Origin of the sequence: Pseudomonas citronellolis (assembly GCF_001586155.1) — a bacterium.
In the GTDB taxonomy this organism is placed as follows: domain Bacteria; phylum Pseudomonadota; class Gammaproteobacteria; order Pseudomonadales; family Pseudomonadaceae; genus Pseudomonas; species Pseudomonas citronellolis.
Genome location: NZ_CP014158.1, coordinates 4104533 through 4126099 on the forward strand (window position 1 = coordinate 4104533; position 21567 = coordinate 4126099).

At 64.2% G+C, this 21567-nt stretch carries 21 protein-coding genes; 11 read left to right on the top strand and 10 right to left on the bottom strand.

The features are described from left to right. Positions 1 to 42: 42 nt before the first annotated feature. From PcP3B5_RS17805 to PcP3B5_RS17840, 8 genes are all read left to right on the top strand, one after another. Positions 43 to 2133 (top strand): TonB-dependent receptor, encoded by a 2091-nt coding sequence (locus PcP3B5_RS17805; protein ID WP_203228501.1) that lies wholly within the window; start codon positions 43 to 45, stop codon positions 2131 to 2133. Continuing rightward, positions 2133 to 3200: an ABC transporter substrate-binding protein gene (locus PcP3B5_RS17810; RefSeq protein ID WP_061562009.1), complete on the top strand. Its 1068-nt coding sequence runs from the start codon at positions 2133 to 2135 to the stop codon at positions 3198 to 3200. Before PcP3B5_RS17805 ends, PcP3B5_RS17810 begins: the two co-directional genes overlap by 1 nt. After that, a complete protein-coding gene (locus PcP3B5_RS17815; RefSeq protein ID WP_070065504.1) occupies positions 3197 to 4213 on the top strand; it encodes a FecCD family ABC transporter permease in 1017 nt (338 codons plus the stop codon). Before PcP3B5_RS17810 ends, PcP3B5_RS17815 begins: the two co-directional genes overlap by 4 nt. After that, the gene (locus PcP3B5_RS17820) at positions 4206 to 4982 is read left to right on the top strand and encodes an ABC transporter ATP-binding protein (protein WP_061562010.1); all 777 of its coding nucleotides are present in this window, start codon (positions 4206 to 4208) and stop codon (positions 4980 to 4982) included. Before PcP3B5_RS17815 ends, PcP3B5_RS17820 begins: the two co-directional genes overlap by 8 nt. Beyond that, positions 4979 to 5605 carry a hypothetical protein gene (locus tag PcP3B5_RS17825; RefSeq protein ID WP_061562011.1) on the top strand — a complete coding sequence of 209 codons (627 nt, stop codon included), beginning with the start codon at positions 4979 to 4981 and terminating at the stop codon, positions 5603 to 5605. The genes PcP3B5_RS17820 and PcP3B5_RS17825 overlap by 4 nt, the downstream gene beginning before the upstream one ends. Before the next feature lie 4 nt (positions 5606 to 5609). After that, positions 5610 to 6230 carry a hypothetical protein gene (locus PcP3B5_RS17830; RefSeq protein WP_061562012.1) on the top strand — a complete coding sequence of 207 codons (621 nt, stop codon included), beginning with the start codon at positions 5610 to 5612 and terminating at the stop codon, positions 6228 to 6230. 466 nt (positions 6231 to 6696) lie between these two features. Further along, on the top strand, positions 6697 to 7386 hold the full coding sequence (locus PcP3B5_RS17835; RefSeq protein WP_061562013.1) for a GNAT family N-acetyltransferase: 690 nt from the start codon (positions 6697 to 6699) through the stop codon (positions 7384 to 7386). A 140-nt stretch (positions 7387 to 7526) separates the two neighbouring features. Next, complete coding sequence (locus PcP3B5_RS17840; protein WP_061562014.1) at positions 7527 to 7724, top strand: hypothetical protein; 198 nt, start codon at positions 7527 to 7529, stop codon at positions 7722 to 7724. 162 nt (positions 7725 to 7886) lie between these two features. On the opposite strand, the gene PcP3B5_RS17845 is transcribed toward PcP3B5_RS17840, so the two are convergent. From PcP3B5_RS17845 to PcP3B5_RS31510, 8 genes are all read right to left on the bottom strand, one after another. Further along, on the bottom strand, positions 7887 to 10358 hold the full coding sequence (locus PcP3B5_RS17845) for a TonB-dependent siderophore receptor (protein ID WP_061562015.1): 2472 nt from the start codon (positions 10356 to 10358) through the stop codon (positions 7887 to 7889). A 107-nt stretch (positions 10359 to 10465) separates the two neighbouring features. Continuing rightward, a complete protein-coding gene (locus PcP3B5_RS17850; protein WP_061562016.1) occupies positions 10466 to 11419 on the bottom strand; it encodes a FecR domain-containing protein in 954 nt (317 codons plus the stop codon). Next, positions 11416 to 11949: a sigma-70 family RNA polymerase sigma factor gene (locus tag PcP3B5_RS17855; protein ID WP_061562017.1), complete on the bottom strand. Its 534-nt coding sequence runs from the start codon at positions 11947 to 11949 to the stop codon at positions 11416 to 11418. The genes PcP3B5_RS17850 and PcP3B5_RS17855 overlap by 4 nt, the downstream gene beginning before the upstream one ends. 483 nt (positions 11950 to 12432) lie before the next feature. Continuing rightward, the gene (locus tag PcP3B5_RS17860; protein WP_203228503.1) at positions 12433 to 13173 is read right to left on the bottom strand and encodes an SDR family oxidoreductase; all 741 of its coding nucleotides are present in this window, start codon (positions 13171 to 13173) and stop codon (positions 12433 to 12435) included. Positions 13174 to 13213: 40 nt separating this feature from the next. Further along, complete coding sequence (locus PcP3B5_RS17865; RefSeq protein ID WP_043315531.1) at positions 13214 to 13507, bottom strand: hypothetical protein; 294 nt, start codon at positions 13505 to 13507, stop codon at positions 13214 to 13216. A 363-nt stretch (positions 13508 to 13870) separates the two neighbouring features. After that, positions 13871 to 14176 (bottom strand): hypothetical protein, encoded by a 306-nt coding sequence (locus PcP3B5_RS30845; RefSeq protein ID WP_082033828.1) that lies wholly within the window; start codon positions 14174 to 14176, stop codon positions 13871 to 13873. A gap of 195 nt (positions 14177 to 14371) precedes the next feature. Then, entirely contained in the window at positions 14372 to 15718 is a 1347-nt protein-coding gene (locus PcP3B5_RS31505) for an AAA family ATPase (protein ID WP_145923916.1), read from the bottom strand. Between the two features lies 1 nt (position 15719). Continuing rightward, a complete protein-coding gene (locus tag PcP3B5_RS31510) occupies positions 15720 to 16433 on the bottom strand; it encodes a DUF6875 domain-containing protein (protein ID WP_145923917.1) in 714 nt (237 codons plus the stop codon). 804 nt (positions 16434 to 17237) lie between these two features. On the opposite strand from PcP3B5_RS31510, the gene PcP3B5_RS17870 reads away from it, so the two are divergent. Continuing rightward, positions 17238 to 17477, top strand: coding sequence for a hypothetical protein (locus PcP3B5_RS17870; protein WP_061562018.1), 240 nt, complete (start codon positions 17238 to 17240; stop codon positions 17475 to 17477). A gap of 334 nt (positions 17478 to 17811) precedes the next feature. Here PcP3B5_RS17870 and PcP3B5_RS17875 read toward each other — a convergent pair whose 3' ends face one another. Further along, on the bottom strand, positions 17812 to 18738 hold the full coding sequence (locus PcP3B5_RS17875) for a LysR family transcriptional regulator (RefSeq protein ID WP_061562019.1): 927 nt from the start codon (positions 18736 to 18738) through the stop codon (positions 17812 to 17814). A gap of 101 nt (positions 18739 to 18839) precedes the next feature. Between PcP3B5_RS17875 and PcP3B5_RS17880 the strand changes: the two genes are divergently transcribed. Continuing rightward, positions 18840 to 20141 carry an MFS transporter gene (locus PcP3B5_RS17880; RefSeq protein ID WP_257724423.1) on the top strand — a complete coding sequence of 434 codons (1302 nt, stop codon included), beginning with the start codon at positions 18840 to 18842 and terminating at the stop codon, positions 20139 to 20141. Between the two features lie 29 nt (positions 20142 to 20170). After that, positions 20171 to 21100, top strand: a complete 930-nt coding sequence (locus PcP3B5_RS17885) for a carbon-nitrogen hydrolase family protein (protein ID WP_061562021.1) — start codon at positions 20171 to 20173, stop codon at positions 21098 to 21100. Between the two features lie 171 nt (positions 21101 to 21271). Here PcP3B5_RS17885 and PcP3B5_RS17890 read toward each other — a convergent pair whose 3' ends face one another. Further along, on the bottom strand, positions 21272 to 21559 hold the full coding sequence (locus PcP3B5_RS17890; protein ID WP_009622956.1) for a HigA family addiction module antitoxin: 288 nt from the start codon (positions 21557 to 21559) through the stop codon (positions 21272 to 21274). Positions 21560 to 21567: the final 8 nt, after the last annotated feature.

Below are 21567 nucleotides of genomic sequence, written 5' to 3' on the forward strand. Positions count from 1 at the left end.
GGGGAGGCATTGATCGTGGTTCTGAAGTCCTATCGTGCAGTGTTGTTGGCACCCGCCCTGAGCGGCCTGTTCACCCTGAGCCCGCTGGCCCAGGCGGAAGACAATAAAGAGCTGGAAAGCCTGACGGTGACCGCCACCCGCTCCTCGGCGGCGGCCGAGGATTCGCCGCGCACCCTGACCGTGATCAGCGGCGAGCAGGTCCGCGAGCGCGTCGGCAGCGGCGGCATCCAGAGCCTGCTGGCGGAAATCCCCGGCATCGAGTTCGCCCGCAGCGGCGGCCTTGGCGGGCAGTTGGTGGTACGCGGCTTCAACAGCAACTCGGGGCGCTCGATCCTGGCCATCGACGGCGACCGCTACCGTGGCCGCAGCACCCTGGAATTCAACATGATCGACCCGGACTCGATCGAACGCATCGAGATCATCCGCGGCCCCGCCTCGGCGCTCTATGGCTCCGACGCCATGAACGGCGTGGTCAACATCGTCACCCGGCGGGCCAAGGTCGACCCCACGCAGAGCTTCGAGCTGACGCCAAAGCTACGCGCCCTGGAATGGAACAGCGGCAACAGCATGTTCGGCGGGCGTGCCGAGATGGTCGGCGGCGGCAACGGCTTCGACGTGCTGCTGGGCGTCAACCAGCGCAGCGCCAGCGACTATTCCACCCCCATCGGCGACGCCAGCAACAGCGGCTACAGCTCGCTCGGCGGCGACTTCGCCATCGGCTACAGCCCCGACAGCGATTCGCGCTGGGAACTCTCCGGGCGCTACCAGCGGGTGGTCAGCAAGCGCGCCGGCGGCCTCGGCGCGGCGCCGGGCGAGCCCTTCATGGACGTGCGCGAAGACCCGATCACCGAGCGCTACCTGCGCCTGGGCTACCAGAACTACAACGTCGGCGCCTGGGCCGACAGCCTGGACAGCAGCCTCTACGTGCGCGACTTCGAGACCGACATCTACCAACGCAACAGCACCGTCGCCACGGTCGACGCCTTCGCCCACATCAAGGTCTACACCCCCACCGTCTGGGGCGGCCACCTGACCGCCATGAAGCAGTTGGGCGAACACAACCTCAGCTACGGCGGCGACTTCTTCAACGAGCGCTTCGACGGCCGCGAGAACAACGCCCGGCGCTACAACCGCAGCACCGGCGCGCTGCTCTCCGACAGCGGCTGGAACCAGATGGAGCGCGACTCCGAGCAGACCAACCTGGGCCTGTTCGTCAACGACGACTGGCGCTTCGACGAACGCTGGTCGTTCACCGGCGCGCTGCGCGGCGACGTGGTCGACGTGGACATCGGCGACACCTTCGCCGGCGAGGCCGCGAGCCTGGCCAACGCCTACCGCGGCAACACCGACCAGCGCCACTACGCCGTCACCGGCAGCCTGGGCGCGGTGTACCGGCTGACCCCGGCCTGGCACCTGGTGGGCAACCTCAGCCGCGGCTTCCGCGCGCCCTCGGGCAACGAGCTGACCATCTCCAGCACCGCCGGCACCCAGCCGACGCTGCCCTCGCCGGACCTCGACCCGGAAACCAACGTCACCGCCGAGGCCGGCGTGCGCTGGTACGGCGAGCGCAGCCAGCTGAACCTCACCGCCTACCAGAGCAAGTACAAGGACCTGATCAGCCTGGTGCGCCTGGACTCCACCCTCTACCAGCGGCAGAACGTGGCCAAGGCCACCATCCGCGGCCTGGAGCTGGACGGCCGCACGCAGCTGGCCGAACGCTGGAGCCTGGGCTACGCCGCCACCCTGACCCGCGGCCGCGACGACAAGACCGACCAGGACCTGCCCTACATCGCCCCGCTCACCGGCAACCTCAAGCTGCGCTACGACACCGGCCACTGGTACGGCGAGGGCGTGGTGCGCGCCTACCAGGGCAAGCACCACATCGACGAGAAGCAGGAACGCGAGACCTCCAGCTACGCCATGGTCGACCTGTACGCCGGCATCGACCTGGACCGCGTGCTCGGCAACGGCTGGCAGGACTGGAAGCTGATGGGCGGGGTGGAGAACCTGTTCGACCGCGTGGGCCGCAACCCCACGGTGGCGGAGAACCTGGCCTACCCCAACGACCTGGTGGGCAACCCGCTGGTGGAGCCGGGCCGCGCCCTGGTGGTCAAGCTGTCGGTGGACTACTGATGCGGCGCCCCATCGCACTGCTGCTGGCCCTGCTCGGCGCCGCCCCGGCGCTGGCCGCCCAGGTCGTCGACCAGAGCGGCCGCAGCGTGGAACTGCCGGCGCGGGTCGAGCACCTGGTGGCCATCCCCATCCCGCTGGCGTCGATGATCATGGCCGTGGACGGCGGCCCGCAACGCCTGGCCGGGATGAACTCGGCCAGCCGCGCCGACTTCGAGCACGGCCTGCTCGGGCGCATGTACCCGCAGGCGCAGCAGGTGCCCTCGCAGGTGGCCGGCGAAGGCTTCGTGCCCAACGTCGAGGCGCTGGCCGCCACCGGCGCGGACCTGGTGTTCCAGTGGGGCGACCGCGGCGACGACATCGTCCGCCCGATCAGCGCCCTGGGCATCCCGGTGATCACCCTGCGCTACGGCGACAGCGCCCTGGCCGCCGGCTGGCTGCGGCTGGTCGGCGCCGCCCTCGGCAAGCCCGAGCGTGGCGAGCGCCTGGCGCAGTGGTTCGAGGCGCGGCGCCAGGCCATCGCCACGCGCGCAGCGGGCATCCCCGCGGCGCAGCGGCCGCGGGTGCTGTACCTGCAGCGCACGCGCTCGGGGCTGATCGCCGCCGGCGCCGGCACCAGCATGGACGGCGACATCCGCCTGGCCGGGGGCAGCAACGTCGCCGCCGGCATCCCCGGCTTCGCCCCGGTGGACGTCGAGCAGTTGCTGGTGTGGGACCCGCAGGTGGTGCTGCTGAACAACTTCGAACCGGGCCTGGCCCCGGCCGAACTCTATGGCGACAGCCGCCTCGCCGGCCTGGCCGCGGTGCGCGAGCGGCGCGTCTACAGCTACCCCCACGGCGGCTTCCGCTGGGACCCGCCGAGCCAGGAAACGCCCCTGGCGCTGGACTGGCTGACCAGCCTGTTCCACCCCGAACGGGCCGAACCCGGCCTGCGCCAGCGCATCACCGAGGCCTACCAGTTGCTCTACGGCTACGCCATGAGCCCGGCCGACCTCGACGACCTGCTCAAGCTCGCCGGCAACGGCGACAGCGCCCACTACCGCGCGCTGTTCGCCGGGGAGGCCCGATGAACCTGCGCCAACGCCTGGCCACGCCGCTGTTGCTGCTCGCCCTGCTGCTGGCCGCGGTGCTCGCCCTGGGCGCCGGGCGCTACGCCATCGAGCCCTGGACCGTGCTGCGCATCCTCTTCGCGCCGCTGTTCGGCGAAGGCGGCTGGAACGCCATGCAGCAACGCGTGGTGGAAGGCGTGCGCCTGCCGCGGGTGCTGCTGGCCGCGGTGGTCGGCGCCGGCCTGGCCGGGGCCGGGGCGGCGCTGCAGGCGCTGTTCCGCAACCCGCTGGCCGAGCCGCAACTGCTCGGCGTGTCGTCCGGTGCGGCGTTCGGCGGCGTGCTGGCCTTCCTGCTCGCCGGCGACGGCTGGCCGGTGGTCACCGGTGCGCTGGTCTGGGGCCTGCTGGCCCTGCTGGCGGTCTACTGGCTGGCCGGCGGGCGCGGCAGCCGTGGCAGCAGCACGGTGCTGCTGGTGCTGGCCGGCATCGTGGTCAGCGCCGTGTTCGCCTCCGGCGTGTCGCTGATCAAGCTGGTGGCCGACCCGCAGAACCAGCTGCCGGCCATCGTCTTCTGGCTGATGGGCAGCCTGTCCGCGGCCGACACCGGCAAGCTGCTGATCGCCCTGCCCTGCATCGGCCTCAGCCTGGCCGTGCTCTACGGCCTGCGCTTCCACCTGATGGCGCTGTCGGTCGGCGACAGCGATGCGCGCAGCCTCGGCGTACCGGTGCAGCGCGTGCGCCTGCTGGCCCTGCTCGCCGTCGGCGTGATCGCCGCCTCCAGCGTGGCGGTGTGCGGCGTGGTCGGCTGGGTCGGCCTGGTGGTGCCGCACCTGGTGCGCATGGGCTGCGGCAGCGACCACCGCGGCTTCCTGCTCAACACCGCGCTGGCCGGCGCCACCTACCTGATCCTGGTGGACACCCTGGCGCGCACCCTCACCCAGCTGGAAGTGCCCCTGGGCGTGCTCACCGCACTGCTCGGCGCGCCGCTGTTCGCCTTCCTCATCCGCCGCCTGGGGGGAACCCTGCATGGCTGAAATCGCCCTGCGTTGCCACGACCTGCACCACGCCTACGACAGCCGCCCGCTGCTGCGCGGCCTCGACCTTGCGCTGCCGCGCGGCGCCCTCTGCGCGCTGCTGGGCGGCAACGGCGCCGGCAAGTCCACCCTGCTGAAAATCCTGGCCGGCAGCCTCACGCCCAGCCGTGGCCACGTCGAACGCCGCGGCCGCCTGGGCTTCGTGCCCCAGGAAGTGCACCCGGCGCTGCCGATGAGCGCCCTGGAGATGGTCCTGCTCGGGCGCTCCGCGAGCATCTCCCTGCTACGCGCCGCCGGCCGCGACGACTACGCCGCCGCCCACCGCGCCCTGGAGCGCGTGGAGGCGGCGCACCTGGCGGACCGCGCCTTCGCCTCGCTGTCCGGCGGCGAGCGCCAGCTGGTGCTGCTGGCCCGCGCCCTGGCCGCCGAGGCCGACATCCTGCTGCTGGACGAACCCACCGCGGCCATGGACTGGCACAACCAGGCCCTGACCCTGCGCCTGCTGGCGGAACTGGCCGGCGCCGGCATCACCCTGGTGTTCAGCACCCACGCCCCGCAACACGCGCTGGAGTTCGCCAGCCACGCCCTGCTGCTGTTCAACGAAGGCGCCCACGCCTTCGGCGAGCCGGCGCAGGTGATGGACGAAACGGCGCTGTCGCGCCTGTACCGCATCCCCGTACGCCGGGTCCGCCTGGACGAGCTGCCGCAGAGCGGCACGGCGGTCCCGATCTTTTCCCAACTCCCACAGGAGAACCGTGAACAGCCATGAGCAGCATCCTCCACATCCGAGCCGTCTCCCATGAACTGCCGGCCTTCGCCGCGCGCCTGGAAGCGCTCGGCATCGACTCCCTGTCGCTGCGCCAGATGACCGACGAGCACTTCGCTGGGCGCAGCGCCATCCTCGTCGAGGGCCACGTCGACCAGCGCGCCCTCCTCGCCCACCGCGACGCCCTGCGCCGCCACCTCGACGCCGGCGGCACCCTGGTGTTCAACGGCCACCTGGTCTACCCGATCTTCGACGGCCTGGCCGACTTCGTCGTGGCGCCACGGCGCGGCGTGAAGGAGCTGGAAGTGGAACGCGTGAACCCGCACCCGGTGTTCGACGGCGTGGACTGCCACGACCTCAGCTACCGCCGCGGCGTGGCCGGCTTCTACGCCCGCGGCGCCAACCCGCCGCCGCCCGGCGCCGTGGTGCTGCACCGCCTGCGCGTCGACGGCTCGCCCATCGACTGGGTATGGCAGCGGCCGGATGGCGGGCAGGTGTTCATGCACAGCGGCAACAACCTGTGGATGTACATCAACGACGACACCAGCGCGGCGCGCATCGCCCCGCAGCTGCTGGACTGGGTGCGCGCCGGCGCGCCCGCCGCCATCTACCCGGAACAGGAGTGAAAGCATGCGAATCGCCTTCGTCGACGGTGGCACCTACTACCACCACGCCACCTACAACGACCCGCAGCTACGCCCCTGCTTCCACAGCAACCTCTATGCCCCGGAACTGCCCGGCGCCGACCTCGACGACATCGACTGCCTGTACGTCGCCAGCCGGCAGAACCCCGAGGACCTGATAGCCGCGCAAGACACCATCGCTGCCTTCCTCGCCGCCGGAAAACTGGTGGTGGCCCTGGGCGAAAGCCGCGCCGACCTCTGGCTGCAAGGCGTGCGCTGGCGCCCCTGCGAAACCAACTTCTGGTGGTGGCTGCAACCCGGCGCCGACTCCGGCCTGCGCCTGGGCGCCGCCGACCACGGCCTGTTCGCCCACCTCGACCTGGCCGCCGCCACCTGGCACCGCCACGGCGAACTGCAGCCGCCGGAAGGCGCCATCTCCCTGGTGAACACCGTGGACGGCGGCTCGGTGCTCTACGACGACAGCGTCACCACGGCGGGGCGGATGATCGTCTCCACCCTGGATCCGTGCTACCACCATGGCAGCTACTTCATGCCGGCGACCACGCGCTTCCTGCATGGGTTCCTGCCGTGGTTGAAGGCGGGGGCCAAGGTCAGGCGGGAGAGTTGAGGCGATGCCGAGGTGCTCTTCGTAGGAGCGAGCTTGCTCGCGAATGAACCCCCGCTGCGGAATCTGTTCGCGAGCAAGCTCGCTCCTACGAGAAGCCAGAAGCCAGAAGCCGTGCCCGACCCACCACACCCACGCCATTCCCCCTGTAGGAGCGCGCCCTGCGCGCGAAATCGCGGGCAGGGCCCGCTCCTACGACGGACCGGGCGTAGGGCGGATAACCGTTCGCGGTTATCCGCCGTTACACCTTTCTCATCGCCAACACCGTGGCCGGTCCTGGCGTTCCCACCCAAGATGCCCAAGCCCGCCCCGAGCGGGGTTCAACCAAGGCCAAACGGCGGATAACGCGGAGCGTTATTCGCCCTACGCGCCGAACTCCGCCAACGGCTGCAACGCTCGGCACGCATGGGCGCTACAATGGCGCCCGCGCCGATCTCCCCCAATCGGGCACGCCCGGAGCCAGCTTCAGATGTTTACCCTCGTAACCCTGGACACACCGCCGCCGGAGTCCCTGAAGAATCAGGTTCTGCAAATGGTGGTGGACTACTTCAGCGATATCAGCCCGGTGCCGCTGACGCCCAGCAATCCGCTCTACCAGCTGTACCAGTACGTGATCGGCTACGAGGTGCACCTGTATCTACAGGCCATGGACCGCGCCGTGGACAGCAGCGCGCGGTTGGTCCTGGCCCTAGACGACGAGGATCCCTCCCAGGTCCTGGGTTTTGCCCTGTACCTGCCGAGCCAGGATGATGCCCAGGCCTGCACGCTGGCCTACCTCGCCGTCACGGCCAGCCATCGCCGGCACGGCATCGCGCGGGCCATGCTGCAACAGGTGGCCGGCCATCGGCCCCACGTCGAACTCGCCTGCGCGGCGAGCAAGGTGCCAGCCTTCGAGTCGATGGGCTTTAAGGTCCTGGCCGCACAAGGGCCGCACGTGCTGCTCAACACCCGCGATCACCGCTCCGACGGCATGGTCGCGGTGCAGGACCTGGCCCCGATCTATCAGTCCAAGGAAGTGCGGCAGATCCACGCCTACCTGGTGCAGCAACACGGCCGGAAGGCCATGGCCGATGCCGAGAAAAAACGCGACCGCCTGCTTGACCAGATGGCCCATCAGGCCCAGGCGCTGGTGAAAGAGCGCTTCCCCACGCTGCACTGACAGCCAGCGGAAACGGATTCGGCTTTGAGTGTCTGCTAACGGCCAGAAGCAATGGTCATTCGCAGCCGACTGCTTGAGCGCTATGCTTCACTGGCGTTCGTCCCTGCTCTGAGAAGGCGAGCATCGACCAGGAAAGCAGAATGGACTTCATCGCAGACTTCATAGTCCACTATCTGGCGCATCGTATCGGTGTCCGTGTGTTGGGATTTCTGAGCGGTGGCCGGTTCAAGGGTGAAAGCGGCTTTGCCTATGGCTGGGCAGAAGTTGTCGGCGGCCTGATTCTGTTTGCTCCCTTCGTAGCATTCATCGCTTGGCTCATTCATAACAGCGGCCATTGAGTCGATGTCGGCTATGGGGCCGAAAGCAGACCTCGGTAATCGTCAGCTTCCGCCCCCATGGCAGCCATACCGCCGCGATGCCAAGCGCTAAGCCGGCTGATGCCAGGCGTCCATGGGCCTCCTGCGCTTCTCCACACGGTCAGGCCTGCGCCCGCGGCCGCTTCAAAAACTGTACTTCACCGACAACATCAGATTCCGCGGCTCCCCATACACATTGCTCGGCACCGTGACAGACGAACTCAAGGAGTTGTAGTACTTCTTGTCGAACGCATTGTTCAGGTTCAGCTGCGCATCGATATGGGCAGTCGGCTTGAACCCCAGCATGAAGTCCACCAGCGTGTAGGCGTCCTGCTCGATCATGTAGGTGGTGCCTTTGTTGTAGATGCGGTTCTGCCGGTACAGGGAACTACCAATGCGCCATTGGTCGAGCGCGCCTGGCAGGGTGTAGGTGGTGCTCATCTTGAACAGGTGTCGCGGGATGTCGGTATCGAACAGGCGACCTTCGTTGGACTTGTTCGCATCCTTGCGGTATTTGGCTTCGGTGAAGGTGTAGCCGGCGCCCAGTTGCCAGTTGGGCGTGAGCTGCCCTTGCAGTTCCAGTTCGATGCCTTTGCTGCGCACCTCGCCGGCCGCCTCGTAGCAGGAAGTGGTGGGATAGCTGGGGCAAAGGCTCTGGTCGGTGATGGCCTTGGCGCGGTTTTCCTGGTCCAGCTGGAAGATGGCGGCCGAGGCGTTCAGGGCGCCGTCGAAATACTCGCCCTTGATGCCCAGCTCGTAGTTCTTGCCGGTGATGGGTTCGATGACCGAGCCTGAGGTGTCGAAGTAACTCTGCGGCTTGAAGATGTCGGTGTAGCTGACGTACACCGAGTGATGCGCGTCCAGGTCATAGATCAGGCCCGCGTACTTGGTGACGTGGCGGTTGACCTTGAGTTCGGTCTCGGTGCCTTTGTAGGGGGCGCTGGTATCGTTTTCGTACCAGTCCAGGCGGCTGCCCAGAATCAGTTTCAATGGGTCGGCCAGGTTCAGGCGGGTGGTGGCGTAAACGCTGTTGAGCTTGGCGTTGGTGTTCTGCCAGCCGTATTTGGTCTGGCTGGCGATTTTCGGGGTGTCGCCGTTCCAGTTGTAGATATCGATATTGCTGTGCAGCAGCACGTTTACCGGCACGTCGCCATTGAACACCACGCGGCGATGGCTGGCACCGAACACCAGTTCGTGGTCGCGGTCCATCAGGCGGAACGGGCCGCTGGCGTAGGCATCGAAGCTGTTCTGGCTTTCCCGATAGTGGCCGGCGCCCACGTACTGGTCATAGGTCTGGGTGGCGGTGCGCCCCAGTATGTAGGTGCCCAGCATGTCCAGGTCGGCCCAGGACTTGGTGGCCGACAGGTTGAGTTTCCAGCCGTTGTCCAGGGCGTGCTCGATGGCGGCATATGCGGAGGTGCTGGTCTTGTTCCAGTACTCCCAGTCATTGCTCAGAGAAGTGGAGCGCGACAGCTTCAGGTCGCTGCCGTCGAAGCCCACCGGCAGGCCGGTCCAGCCGTTGCCGTTGTAGTCGTCCTGCTGGCGCGAAGCGCTGAGCGTCAGGGTGGTGCTGTCGTTCAGGTCGGCCTCTACGATCCCGTAGAACAGGTTCCGCTCGTTATCCAGCGAGTCGCGGAAGCTGCCCTGGGTCTGGTAGGCGGTGACCAGGCGACCGCGCACAGCGCCGTTGTCGGTCAGCGGGCCGGACAGGTCGACGTCGGTGCGGTAGCGATCCCAGGTGCCGGCGCTGCCCTGGATGCTGGCCTGGAACGTTGGCGTAGGACGCTTGCGAACCAGGTTGATGGCCGCGGCCGGGTTTCCGGCGCCCTGCATCAGGCCGGTGGCGCCGCGCACCACCTCCACCCGGTCGTACATGGCCATGTCTGCGGAAAGCAGGTCCTGGGACAGCTGGGAACTGTCGAGGCTGGTGGGCAGGCCGTCGTACATGATGTTGTCGAGCGCAAAGCCGCGGGCGTAGTAGGTGGAACGCTCCGGCCCCGTGCGCCGGATGACCATGCCCGGGGTGTTCTGCACAACGTCGTTGAGGTCGGCCAGGGCCTGGTCGTCGAGGCGCTGGCGAGTCATCACCGTGACCGACTGCGGCGTTTCACGCAGCGAGAGGTTCAGCTTGGTGGCGGTCTGCATGGCGCCGGTCGTATAGGAGCCCGTTCCCTCGGTCAGGCCATCCTGGCGAACGCCCATGATTTCGCTGCTGTCCATCTTCAGTGGCTGCTCGGCCTCGGCTACCGGACGCAGGACATAGAGGCCGTCGCCCTGCCGTGAGGCGCGCAGTCCAGTCCCCTCGAGCAGCCGGCTCAGGCCGGTGTCGACGTCGGCATCGCCGCTCAGGCCTCGACTCTTCAGCCCCTGTACCCGCTGCGGCTGCAGCGGCAGTGTGATGCCCGCCTGGCTCGCGAACTCCGCCAGCGCAGCGCCCAGCGGGCCAGGGGCTATCTCGAAGTGGCGTTGCCGACTGGCCTGATCGGAGGTGTCGGCCTGCGCGGACGCGACGAAGCTGATCGGGCCCAGGCACAGCCCGAGCGCAGCGGCGCGCAATGCCTGGGCGAGTTCGCTGGGTCGTGCTGCGCGGCGCGAAGCGAAGGGGTGAAGCTGCATGAGTGACTCCCTGTGTCGAGCATGTTTTTTCGTTGTGTGCTCGGGTGACACGCGAGAGACGAAAAAGGCGACAAAATAAGTTCGGCAGCGCCAATCAGCTGGGCCGATCAGCTGGAAAGGGGCGCGATGGTGACCCAGTAACGGGTGCGATAGCGGATTTCCACCGGCAGCACCTGGGTCAACGCATGGAGCGCCTGGTCGGTGTCGTGCAGTTGAAACGCCCCGGAGACTTCCAGTTGCGCAACCTCGGGGTCGCAGCGCAACAGGCCGGGCCGGTATCGCCCCAGTTCGGCGGCGAAGCTTGCCAGGCTCATACGCTCGGCCTTGATCACGCCTCGGGTCCAATCGGCGATGCGTACATCGAGCGGCTCGACGCCGCCCACATGCCGAGCGTTGAATCTCGCCTGTTCGCCGGCCTTCAGCAGCTGGGATTCTCCAGCCCGCGAGTTCAGCTTCACCGCGCCTTCGAGCACCGCAACCTGGCTGTCCTCGGGCCATTGCCGTACCAGGAAGCGCGTGCCGATGGGCTCGATCTCGCCCTGGGCAGTTTCCACAATGAAGGGTCTGCCGGCCGGGTCCTTGGCGGTGATGATCAGCACCTCGCCTGCAACCAGCCGTACCCGCCGGCTCGCACCGTCGAAGGCCACATCGACTGCGCTGTCGGTATTGAGATGAATCTGCGTGCCGTCGGCCAGAGACATCTGGCGCTGCTCGCCTACCCCGCTGCGAACATCGGCATTGAGCTGCTGCCAGGACTGCGTACGGCGAATCAGCAAGGCTGCAGGCGCCGTTGCCAGCAGCAGCGCGAGCAACTTGAGGGCCTGTCGGCGCGTAGCGGCATGGGAACGATCCAGCGTTTCAAGCCCCAGCTGAGGCGGGATCAGCCCCAGTCGCCGGTTGAAGCCCTCCGCCAACTGCCAGGCGCGTTCGTGCTCCGGGTCGGCTGCGCGCCAGCGCTCGCAATCGCGACGTTGCGCCTCGCTGACGCGCGGCCCCTGAAGGCGCACATACCAGCGCGCAGCCTGGCGAGCGATATCACGGTCGATGGGTTGCGCGCTCACGGGTGCTCCGGCACTTCCGCCGCCAGCACGATGCACTCTTCGAAAGCCAGCGCGAGATAGCGCTGAACGCTACGTACGCTCACGCCCAACCGCTGGGCGATGGCATCCTGGGTGAGCCCTTCGAGCTGGTACAGGAGGAATGCCTGGCGTGCCTTGCTCGGCAGGCGGGCCAGTACCGCGTTGACCTCATGCAGGGCTTCGAGCACCAGAGCCTGATGCTCCAGCGAAGGCGTGCACGCCTCCGGCAGGCTGGCCAGGACTTCCAGATACGCCTGCTCCAGCGAGCGCCGACGGTAGAGATTGATCACCAGCCGCCGGGCGATGGTCAGCAGGTAGGCTCGCGGCGTCGCGATGGGCTGCTGCAGCGCAGCGGGCGAAACGAGCAACCGGACGAAGGTATCCTGGGCCAGGTCGGCCGCATCGCAACGGTTGCCCAATCGACGATGGAGCCATCCGCGCAGCCATCCGTGGTGGTCCTGGTACAGCCGGCCGAGCAGCAGCTGATCCTCTGTAGCGACAGTAGCGTGCATGGAGTGGCATTCCATCATATGCGAATGACTCGCATTATATTTTTATACCACCTCTTCCATCAAGGCATTCGGGACGGGATCAGCGCGCCTTATCGTGGATGCCCGCCATGGGGGCCGTGCGGGGCATCTTCGGATGCGCCGGTCCGAGTCCGGTACGCCAACCTGCATGGCCCGCCCTGGTGCCGTAAGAGCGACTCTCTTACCGGCCGTGCGGGGACGCTTCGTAGGATCGAGGGGAGACGCCTGGTTCTTGCTCGCGAATGAGCCCGCAGCGGAGCCTGTTCGCGAGCAAGCTCGCTCCTACGAGAAGCCGTGCCCACCGGTATGGTGTCCGTGCAAGACAGGTTTATTTTCAGCACTCTAGTCTCGTCCATCCGGACAGCTTTAGAGCAGAAGGAATAAATCTGTTCCTCTTCCACAATGGGGCGTCTGCGTCATTGCCGTTCAAGCCCTTGAGCGTCGCGGCTCCCGGCGTTTCTGGCGTTACAGGGCATAGCCACCATCCAGCGTCAGGCTCGCCCCGGTCATGTGGGCCGCTGCCGGGCTGGTGAGATACGCGACCAGGCCGGCGATCTCCATGGGCTGGGCGACGCGTCCGAGTGGGACGAGTTCCGCCAGCGCGTCCAGGTGCGCTTGCGTCATGTCGGTCGCGGTCGGGCCGGGTTGGATATTGTTGACGGTGATCCGGCGCGCCGCGAGATCCAGCGCGAGCCCTTGCACCAGGCGCGCGACGGCGGCCTTGGTCATCGCATACACCGCGCCTTCGACCGAAGTGCGCCCAGAGGCCGAGTTGCTGCCGATGGTGATCACCCGCCCGCCGTCGCGCATGCTGGCCACGGCGGCCTGGATCGAGAGAATGACCCCGCGGATGTTCACGTCGAGCATCAGGTCGAGGTCCTCGACGCCAAGGGCATCGATACGGGCGAGCCGCAGCACGCCGGCATTGACCACCGCCACGTCGATCGCGCCAAAGCGCTCGACCGCCGCCGACACCGCATTCCGGATGGCGGCGGCATCCTTGCTGTCGGCCTGGATCGCAAGGGCACGGCCGCCACCCGCCTCGATCTCGGCGGCCAGCGCTTTGGCGCTGTCCGGCCGGGACACATAGGTCAGCGCCACCGAGAAACCGTCGGCGGCGAGTTGCCTCGCCGCTGCCGCGCCAATGCCCCGGGAGCCACCAAAAACAATGGCGACCTTGTCATTCCCTGCTTCGTCTCGCTTCATCGCCTCACCTTCATTGACTGAAAACGTGAAAACCCGGGAATCAGACGGTTGCCGATTCATGGGACGACGCCACGCGCTTGCCCAACGGCGTCCGACTGTAGCCATCTGCGGCAATGGTCTGTTGCGCAGGCGCTGCCGAGTTCACACGCATGCCCAGGGGCGTCCTGCTGAAGCCATCTTCCGCCAGTTGCGGGGTTGCGCCTTCTTCAGCCAGGGGCGTCAGTTGGAAACAGACGGTGCCGTGGGAGCAGCGCGCTTCGGCTGCACTCGCATGCACCGCCACACCAGCCAGCGAAAAGGTAATGGCGGTCACGAGGGTCTTCAGAGTGTTCATGGCATTGTTCCTCAAGGGTTAGGGGGAACAGTCCATCGGAGTGGGAAAGAGCGCTCTGGAAGAGTGCTGGCTCCAACCGCGCGCCGATGTCCTGTTGGAGTGAATTAAAAGCCCTTGGGGTATCTGCGCCGTGTCGAGAAAAGGCGTGGCCGTCTCTGCGAATGTCAAAACGGTCTGCGGACACACTGGAATACAAAGCGCCTCCGGGAAAGTGCGGATGGGCAGGCAGCGAGCTTCCGTCGTCATTGCCAAGACGGGGCGTCGCAACGTTCGCTATGGGTCAAGAGCTGCCGCTTAACGAAGGCAGCTTTCGGCCAGAAGCGGTCTCTCGCAGCGAGTACGTATTTCGTTGTACGACCAGCTTCAAGGACACCAGTTCAAAGGTGTTCCAAACGCTTCTGCAACACGAGCCAGCTTCTCAGCGGACTTGGCAGAAATAGCGAGAGGCGGCTCTTTGATCATGTAGAACAGATGATCAAGGGCGATACCCGCCTCGCCGTGTGCAAGGTAGTCCAGAACGATTTCTGCCCCATTCTCAAGACCCGCCTGAGCCAGTGGATGGTCATCAGGTATGGGGCCGAGCTGCGCATAGGCAGCGGACATCAGTGCAGAGACCTCATCCAGCACTTCGGAGAGGTCTGCATGTAGCGTGGGGCTCAGCTGACTCATTTCGCCTTATTCCCTGCGATCATCGGTTCAGTTTGTATCGGCAGAACCTGAAGAGTCAAAGCGATGATTCTGCTAAGGGCTGCAATCGGCCAAAAGCGGACGTAAATCTGATCTCAGGTAAGGCTTCATTACTACAGTGATGGCTACACTCGCATTCCCAAAAGAAGGGACGGTTCAACATGCCGCATGCGAGCACTAGACAGTTATACCCTCGAAGGAGACATGCTTAACCTCGATAATTAGCTTAATTTTTGCAAATTCATCAATCACTGAGTTCAAAGTCTTTCTATTTCTTGAGTCGAGATTGGCATCCCACTCATCAAGCATGACAATAGAGGATTCGCTCTCGAGAGCCAACATGACTTGGTGAACTCTGCTCTCACCCGTAGACCTATTTTCTTGTGCAACACCAAGATTGACATCAGGGAGCAACAGAGTCGAGTCGTGGCTTTGAGATTTAAAAGTTTTTAGCATGCTCGATTTTCCCGCCCCATTTGGGCCGGTAATACAAAACCTTCCTGAAGAAATTCCTCCGTTCAAAACGAGCCGTTCAAATTCTTCTGGAGACTCCGTATCTCCCGTCATGGCATTGATAATGCGCAGACTACTATATGAGACTTTTGTCGAGAAATCATTTTTATCTAATGTCTCAATAAACTCATCGAGATTTCTAACCTTCCGTCGAATCAGGTAGTATTGACTAAGATACATAGTGAGCGAGTGTATGTTGCCAAATAACTGCAAGCTTCTTGGAAGAATTGCAACAAGAGTCCCGATGGCTGCTGCGGTATATGCTCCTGGAATAACAAGCATGGCCACCACAGCGAGGACAGCCGTGATTACTGGCAAGCATGCCACTGTTTGCTCGAGAAGAGTGTAACGCTCTGTCTCTCCGAAGTAGCTTGACGCATTTAATCTGAAGTTTTTAAGTCCTTCATTTCGACAGTTTTGACCGCCAAACGTTGCCAAATCCCAGAGAGCGTCAACGAACGTTAAGGTTGAAAGTCTCTGAGCTTGCATGCCTGTTGCAAGGCGATCAATACGTTTTCTAAGCCCCGTGACAAGCAATGCGGAAAGCAACAGCGCAATGCAGATAGTCAATGTAAATGACAACCCTATGGAGATATAGAAAACAAAAACCGTCAGCACCACGTTCAGCACAAGCGAAATAAAACCCAAATAGAACTGAGTAGCATGTGGAATGGTCGCCGCGGCCTCTCCGTTCACCCAATGAACAACATTGCTTTTGTTTTTAGATGAGCAGTAAGAGATATCACTAGATACCGTCTCGATGGTATTCCTAGCATATGCGTACCAAATTTCATTGCCGGCCCTAACGGACAAGAATGTCGAAAATGAACTAAGAATGTATGCAGAAAGAGCAAAAACAAAAAACCAAATTATACTAACTATCGCCTGCTCTGGCAAAGAAGTCAGCTGAGCACCTGCAGATGCAATATAGTACGTCGAAAGCGCAAGTGCAATTTGCTGAAAAACAACCATAATAGCGGATGCAATATAGTTTAAGTTTTTTGAGAACATACTACCCCCATAGAGCCTTAAACATGAAGACTAAAACGGCAGACCCAAATAGAAAAGCAGCCAGATTTCTAGTTAGTGAAGCTGCTCTATAGCGCAACCTAAGGGTTTTCGCTCCTGTCACTTGTTTCATCAGGGATCGCTTTCCTTCTGTGCCGGAAAACTTCTTAATGTACGAATTCAAAAATCTGATTTTTTCCTTCGTTCCGTAGTGATCTGGCGTTAGAAACTGCAGATCCTGCGAGGTCAAATCTCGGATCACCATGGTAGGGGTCGGAGTTCTGAGCGGGAAATAGTCATGGGAGTGCAGACTTGGTGCCGAACTATCTCTGTAAAGAAGACCAAGCATCAGATCCTTCTCCATGCAGAGCAGCTTACCAGCCACATGTAGCTGATGGAGTTTCACCAGATCCGCAGATGGAGCGAACATTATAACAATCGCCCCATGTCCCAAACTCTCTCGCTGCTTGAAGAAGTCAATGCAAGCTTTTAGCGACTCTTGCAAATGGGAAACTGACATATTTGCATCAAAAAATGAAACAAATATATCGTCATTCTCTAAGGCTTTCGGCATGAAGGGACACATCACTCCCCCCCTATGCGGATGGCGAGAAGTCAGAAACTGAGTGAGATAGGGTATGAGTCCTTCTTGTAACTTGGCGACGTGATTAGGCACATCCTCTGGGGGAGCAGAGGTAAGGCTCCAAATTGATGTCATGCGTGTGCTCCATTACACGATCAAAACTAAAAGGCCTCTCTTAGAAAGAGAGGCCCTTTTTACTGCTTAGCGATTACCACTTCCAGCCAGCGCAGAACGGAGGCGGGCCAGGGAGGCAGCCGATGCTCAATGCCATGCGACGAATAAGGCTTTTCGGACGAGCGTCCTGAAAACCTACATCGCGTTCGTTCTTTTGGGTGAATGCCGCCGAAAGTGGCTTAGAGAAATCGTCCATAGTATCTCCAGTGATAAGTATTTGTGATCGCGAATGCGTCACGTTCTCATTATCAGCACAAGAGTATCCACAATGCAAGTATCTAGGAGCGCCTAACGGGCCGGCGCAGATAGGGCTCCGTCACTCAGGTCGTCATCCGAATGATCCGGATGACGGCTTCTCTTTCAGGGCCATAGATCAGCTTTGATCTCATTAGCTGGCTCATCCATCGAAGTGCCCATTGAGCGAGAGTCCGCTATGGGTCGGAAGCAGCCATTCGCCTACGGCTGCTATGCAGGCCAACTGCACACCCCGCCTCGCTCTTTGCCACGCCCGATTGACAGCCTCACGGCAACTCCCTGACGTTGCTCAGCCGCTCAACAGAACGGTGTGGGATTGGCGTCACGGAATTCTGGAAGGTGTCTGGGTCAATCTCCGGCACCTTGCATGGCTGTACCCATGTTATGGGCGGGCCGTGCGGGGCATCTTCGGATGCGCCGGTTCCCAGATTCCGGTACGCCAACCTGTACGGTCCGCCCTCCCCGATTGGCGTCGGGAGGCGGAAGACTGAATCAATCTGGGAGATTTTCATGAGCCTTTCTGCCCAAGTTCTACCCCATCCCCTCAAGCACGCTGTCCCATCGGACTTCTACGACGCTGCCCAATCCCGTCAATCCGCCCTGATCAATCTGCTGCGCCTGCTGGCCGGCGCGCCGGACCTGGGAGCGCCTGCCGAGGATGTGTTGGACGGCACCTTCAGCGCACTGGAGTACCTGGCGGCCGATGCCGAGCGGTTGTATGCCGCAGCTGAGGAGCATGGGCGGGCGTAGGGCGCATAACCGTTCGCGGTTATCCGCCGTCGACGGTGCCACCGAGGCGTCCGGCGTGGCCGGTGAATCCAATCGCGGACAGAGTTCGCTCCTACGACCGTGCCTCCCTGTAACCGTAGGAGCAACTGTCTGCGTCGAGATGCTTTTCGTAGGATGGGTTGAGCTTGCGAAACCCATGCGGTCATGGCGATGGGTATCGCTTCGCTCAACACCATCCTACGAGGGGACCTGCCCCCGTAGGCGGACCTTGTCCGCGATAGCCGGACGTCCCGGCGCGATTCGCGGATGAGATCCACGCCTACAGGTTGATGCCGAATGGACGGCCCTCTCGCGGCTAGCCGAGCTTCTGCGCCAGTTCGCCGATGAACTGGCGCAGCCATTCGTGGTGCGGTTTGCTGTGCTTGGCGATGTCCCAGACCATGAAGCAGCGGAAGGACGGCACCGGCAGCGGCGCCGGGCTCGCGCGCAGCTGGGTCATGGCCGCGTAGCTCTCGGCGGCGAAGGTCGGGAGCGTGGCGATGGCCTCGCTGCTCACCAGCGTGGTCAAGGCGCCGCTGAAGTGGGTGAAGGAGGCGATGACGCGGCGGGCGTAGCCGGCGGACTCGAACATGTCGTCGATGAAGCCGCGGCGGCCGTCGTAGGAGATGCGCACGTGGTCGGCGGCGAAGTATTCCTCCAGGCCGATGGGTTCGTCCGCCGCGCCGGCGTGCGGACGGAACAGGCAGGAGTACGAGGAGGAGAACAGCACCTGGGACGAATAGCTGGTGTTGAAGTCCTTCGGCTCGCTGCAGATCACCAGGTCCATGTCCGGATCCTGCAGCGACTGCTTCCACAGCGAGCTGTTGCTCTGGTGAAAGGCGAAAGTCACGCCCAGGCCCCGCTCCGCCGCCGCGCTGACGATGCGCGGGGCGAGGTAGGACTCGATGTCGTCGGACAGGCCGATGTTGAACAGGTAGCTGGAATCGCGCGGGGAGAACTCCGGCTCGGCGCCCAGCACGCCGGAGATGGAGGTCAGTGCCTCGGCGATCTTCGGCGCCAGCTCCATGGCCTTGCGCGTGGGCTGCATGCCGGAGGCGGTGCGGATGAACAGTTCGTCGCCGAAGTGCTCGCGCAGCCGGCGCAGCGCCGCGCTCACCGCGCCCTGGGTCACGTGCAGCATCGCCGAGGCGCGGGTGGCGCTGCGCTCGGTCATCAGGCAGTGGAAGGTGAGCAGAAGGTTGAGGTCGATCCGCGAGATATTACGTACGTTAATCCGGCTCATATTTGCTAATCGTTTGCCCCGTGCCCGAGGAGATTCCTAGTCTGGCGTCCACAACAACATAACAAGCGCTGGAGAATTCTGTGGACGCGATTGAGCAAAGCATGGGTGCAGGCGGCATCCGGAGCAGGGGCGGACAGTCGGATATCCGCAAGCGGGCCATCGCGGTCGGCATCGGCAATTTCATGGAATGGTTCGATTTCGCCATCTACGGCTACTTCGCCGCGGTGATCGGCATGCTGTTCTTCCCCTCCAGCGCGCCGGGCGTGTCGCTGCTCTCATCGCTGGCGGTGTTCGCCGTCGGCTTTCTCTCCAGGCCTTTCGGCGCGTTGATCCTCGGGCCCATCGGCGACCGCTTCGGCCGCCGCGCGGTGCTGATCATCACGGTGTTCGGCATGGGCGTGTGCACCACCATCATCGGCCTGCTGCCCTCCTACGAGGCGATCGGCATCGCCGCGCCCATCCTGCTCATCGCCATGCGCTTCATCCAGGGCATGATGGTCGGTGGCGAGTGGTCCAGCGCCGGCATCTACATCGTCGAGAGTGCCCCGTCCAACCGCCGCGCCACCGCGGCCAGCGTGATCACCGGCACGGCGGGGCTGGCCTTCCTGTTCGGCACCTTCACCGCCGCGAGCATCGCCTCGGCGCTGGACGACCAGCAGTTGGCGGCCTGGGGCTGGCGCCTGCCGTTCGTGGCGTCCATCGTGATGACCGGCATCGCCGTGTTCATCCGCCGCAAGCTGGGCGACACCCCGGTGTACGAGGAAATGGTCCGCCAGCGCGATTCGCACAAGGCGCAAGCCCCTAGCCGCGCCGTGCGCCGCCGCGCCTTCGTCACCACCTTCGCCTTCTCCGCGCTGTTCGGCGTCTCGCTCTACTACTTCATCACCTACGCCAACAACCACCTGGTCTCCACCGTCGGCCTGCCGCGCAGCAGCGCGCTGTGGCTGTGCAGCGCGGCGCTGGTGGTCTATGTGATCGTCAACCCGCTGATCGGCCAACTCAGCGACCGCATCGGCCGGCGCAAGCTGCTGCTGGGCGCTGCCGCCGCACTGACGCTGCTGGCCTATCCGATCTTCCTGCTGCTCAACAGCGGCAACCCGCTGGCGATCCTCACCGGGCTGATCGTGATGGGCGTGCTGGTGGCGATCACCGCGGTGATGGACGTGGTGCTGCTGGTGGAAGTCTTCCCGGCCTCGATCCGCTCCACCGGCGCGGCCCTGGGCCACAACCTGGCGCTGGCGATCCTCGCCGGGCCCGGGCCCTTCATCGCCGCCGCGCTGATTCGCCAGACCGGCGACGCGAACCTGCCCGCGGCCTACCTGGCGGCGGTCTCCCTGGTGTGCCTGGTGGTGCTGTGGAAGACCCTGCCGGAAACCCGCGACAACGACATCAGCCGTTTCTAAGCCTTTCAACAGATAGTCAGGAGTCCCCCATGACCCGTGTAGCAATCATCCAGGCCGCCTCCGTTCCCTACGAGCCGATGGCCAGCGTCGAGAAGGCCTGCGGCATCCTCCGCCGCGTGGCGGAGCAGGGCGCGAAGCTGGCGGTGTTCCCCGAAGCCTTCATCGGCGGCTACCCCAAGGGGGTGGCCTTCGGCAGCGTGGTGGGCAACCGCAGCGCCGCGGGGCGCGAGCTGTACCAGCGTTACGTCGAGGGCGCCGTGGCGCTGGACGGCCCGGAGCTGGCGGTGCTCGCCGAGTGCGTGGAGCAGACCGGCGTGACCGTGGTGGTGGGCATCATCGAGCGCTTCGGCCGCACCCTGTACTGCACCGCCGTGACCCTGGCGCCGGGGCGCGGCATCGCCGGCTACCACCGCAAGCTGATGCCCACCGGGCAGGAACGGCTGATCTGGGGCTTCGGCGACGGTTCCACGATAGCGCCGGTGGACACCGAGTTCGGCGTGCTGGGCAGCGTGATCTGCTGGGAGAACTACATGCCGGCGCTGCGCCAGGCCATGTACGCCCAGGGCGTGCAGCTGTATTGCGCGCCCACCGCGGATGACCGCCCGTCCTGGGCCAGCTCGATGGTGCATATCGCCCTGGAAGGCCGGGTGTTCGTGCTCTCGGCCTGCCAGGCGATCCGCTTGGGCGAGTACCCGCAGCAGCACCGCGAGGCGTTCGGCCTGGACTATCAGGAGGACGAGTACGTGATGCGCGGCGGCAGCATGATCGTCAGCCCGCAGGGCGAAGTGCTGGCCGGCCCGGTGTTCGACTGCGAGACCGAACTCTACGTCGACCTCGACATGGCCCAGCTGAGCAAGGGCAACCTCGATTTCGACGCCTGCGGCCACTACGCGCGGCCGGATGTGTTCGAGTTGAAGGTGAATACCGCACCGCTGCGGCCGGTGACTTTCGAGCCTTGAGGGCGACCGTTGCAGGAGGCGTGACCGCGGATCGCGGACGAAGTCCGCTCCTACAGGGGAGGTGGTGCGCAGGGGGGTGATGGGTATCGCTGCGCTCCACGCCATCCTACGGAGCAGCTCCCCGATGCTTCGGAACAGGCAAGGCCCCGCATTCGCGGGGCTTTTCAGCTTTCAGGCGATATCGGCGAAGCGCTCGATATGTGGTTGTTCGCGGTGCCTGGCCTGCCAGATGTCGTAGTCGGCCTGCACGCCGAGCCAGGTGCGCGCCGTGCCGATGCCGGCCAGTTCCAGGCGCACGGCCAGGTCCGGGCTGATGGGCGCGCGGCCGTGCAGCACCCGCGACAGGGTTTCGCGTGCGAAGCCCAGGCGGCGGGCCAGTTCGGTGACGCTGATATCGAGCGCCGGCAGCACGTCTTCGCGCAGGGTTTCGCCAGGATGTGGTGGATTGAACATGACCATGGGCACCC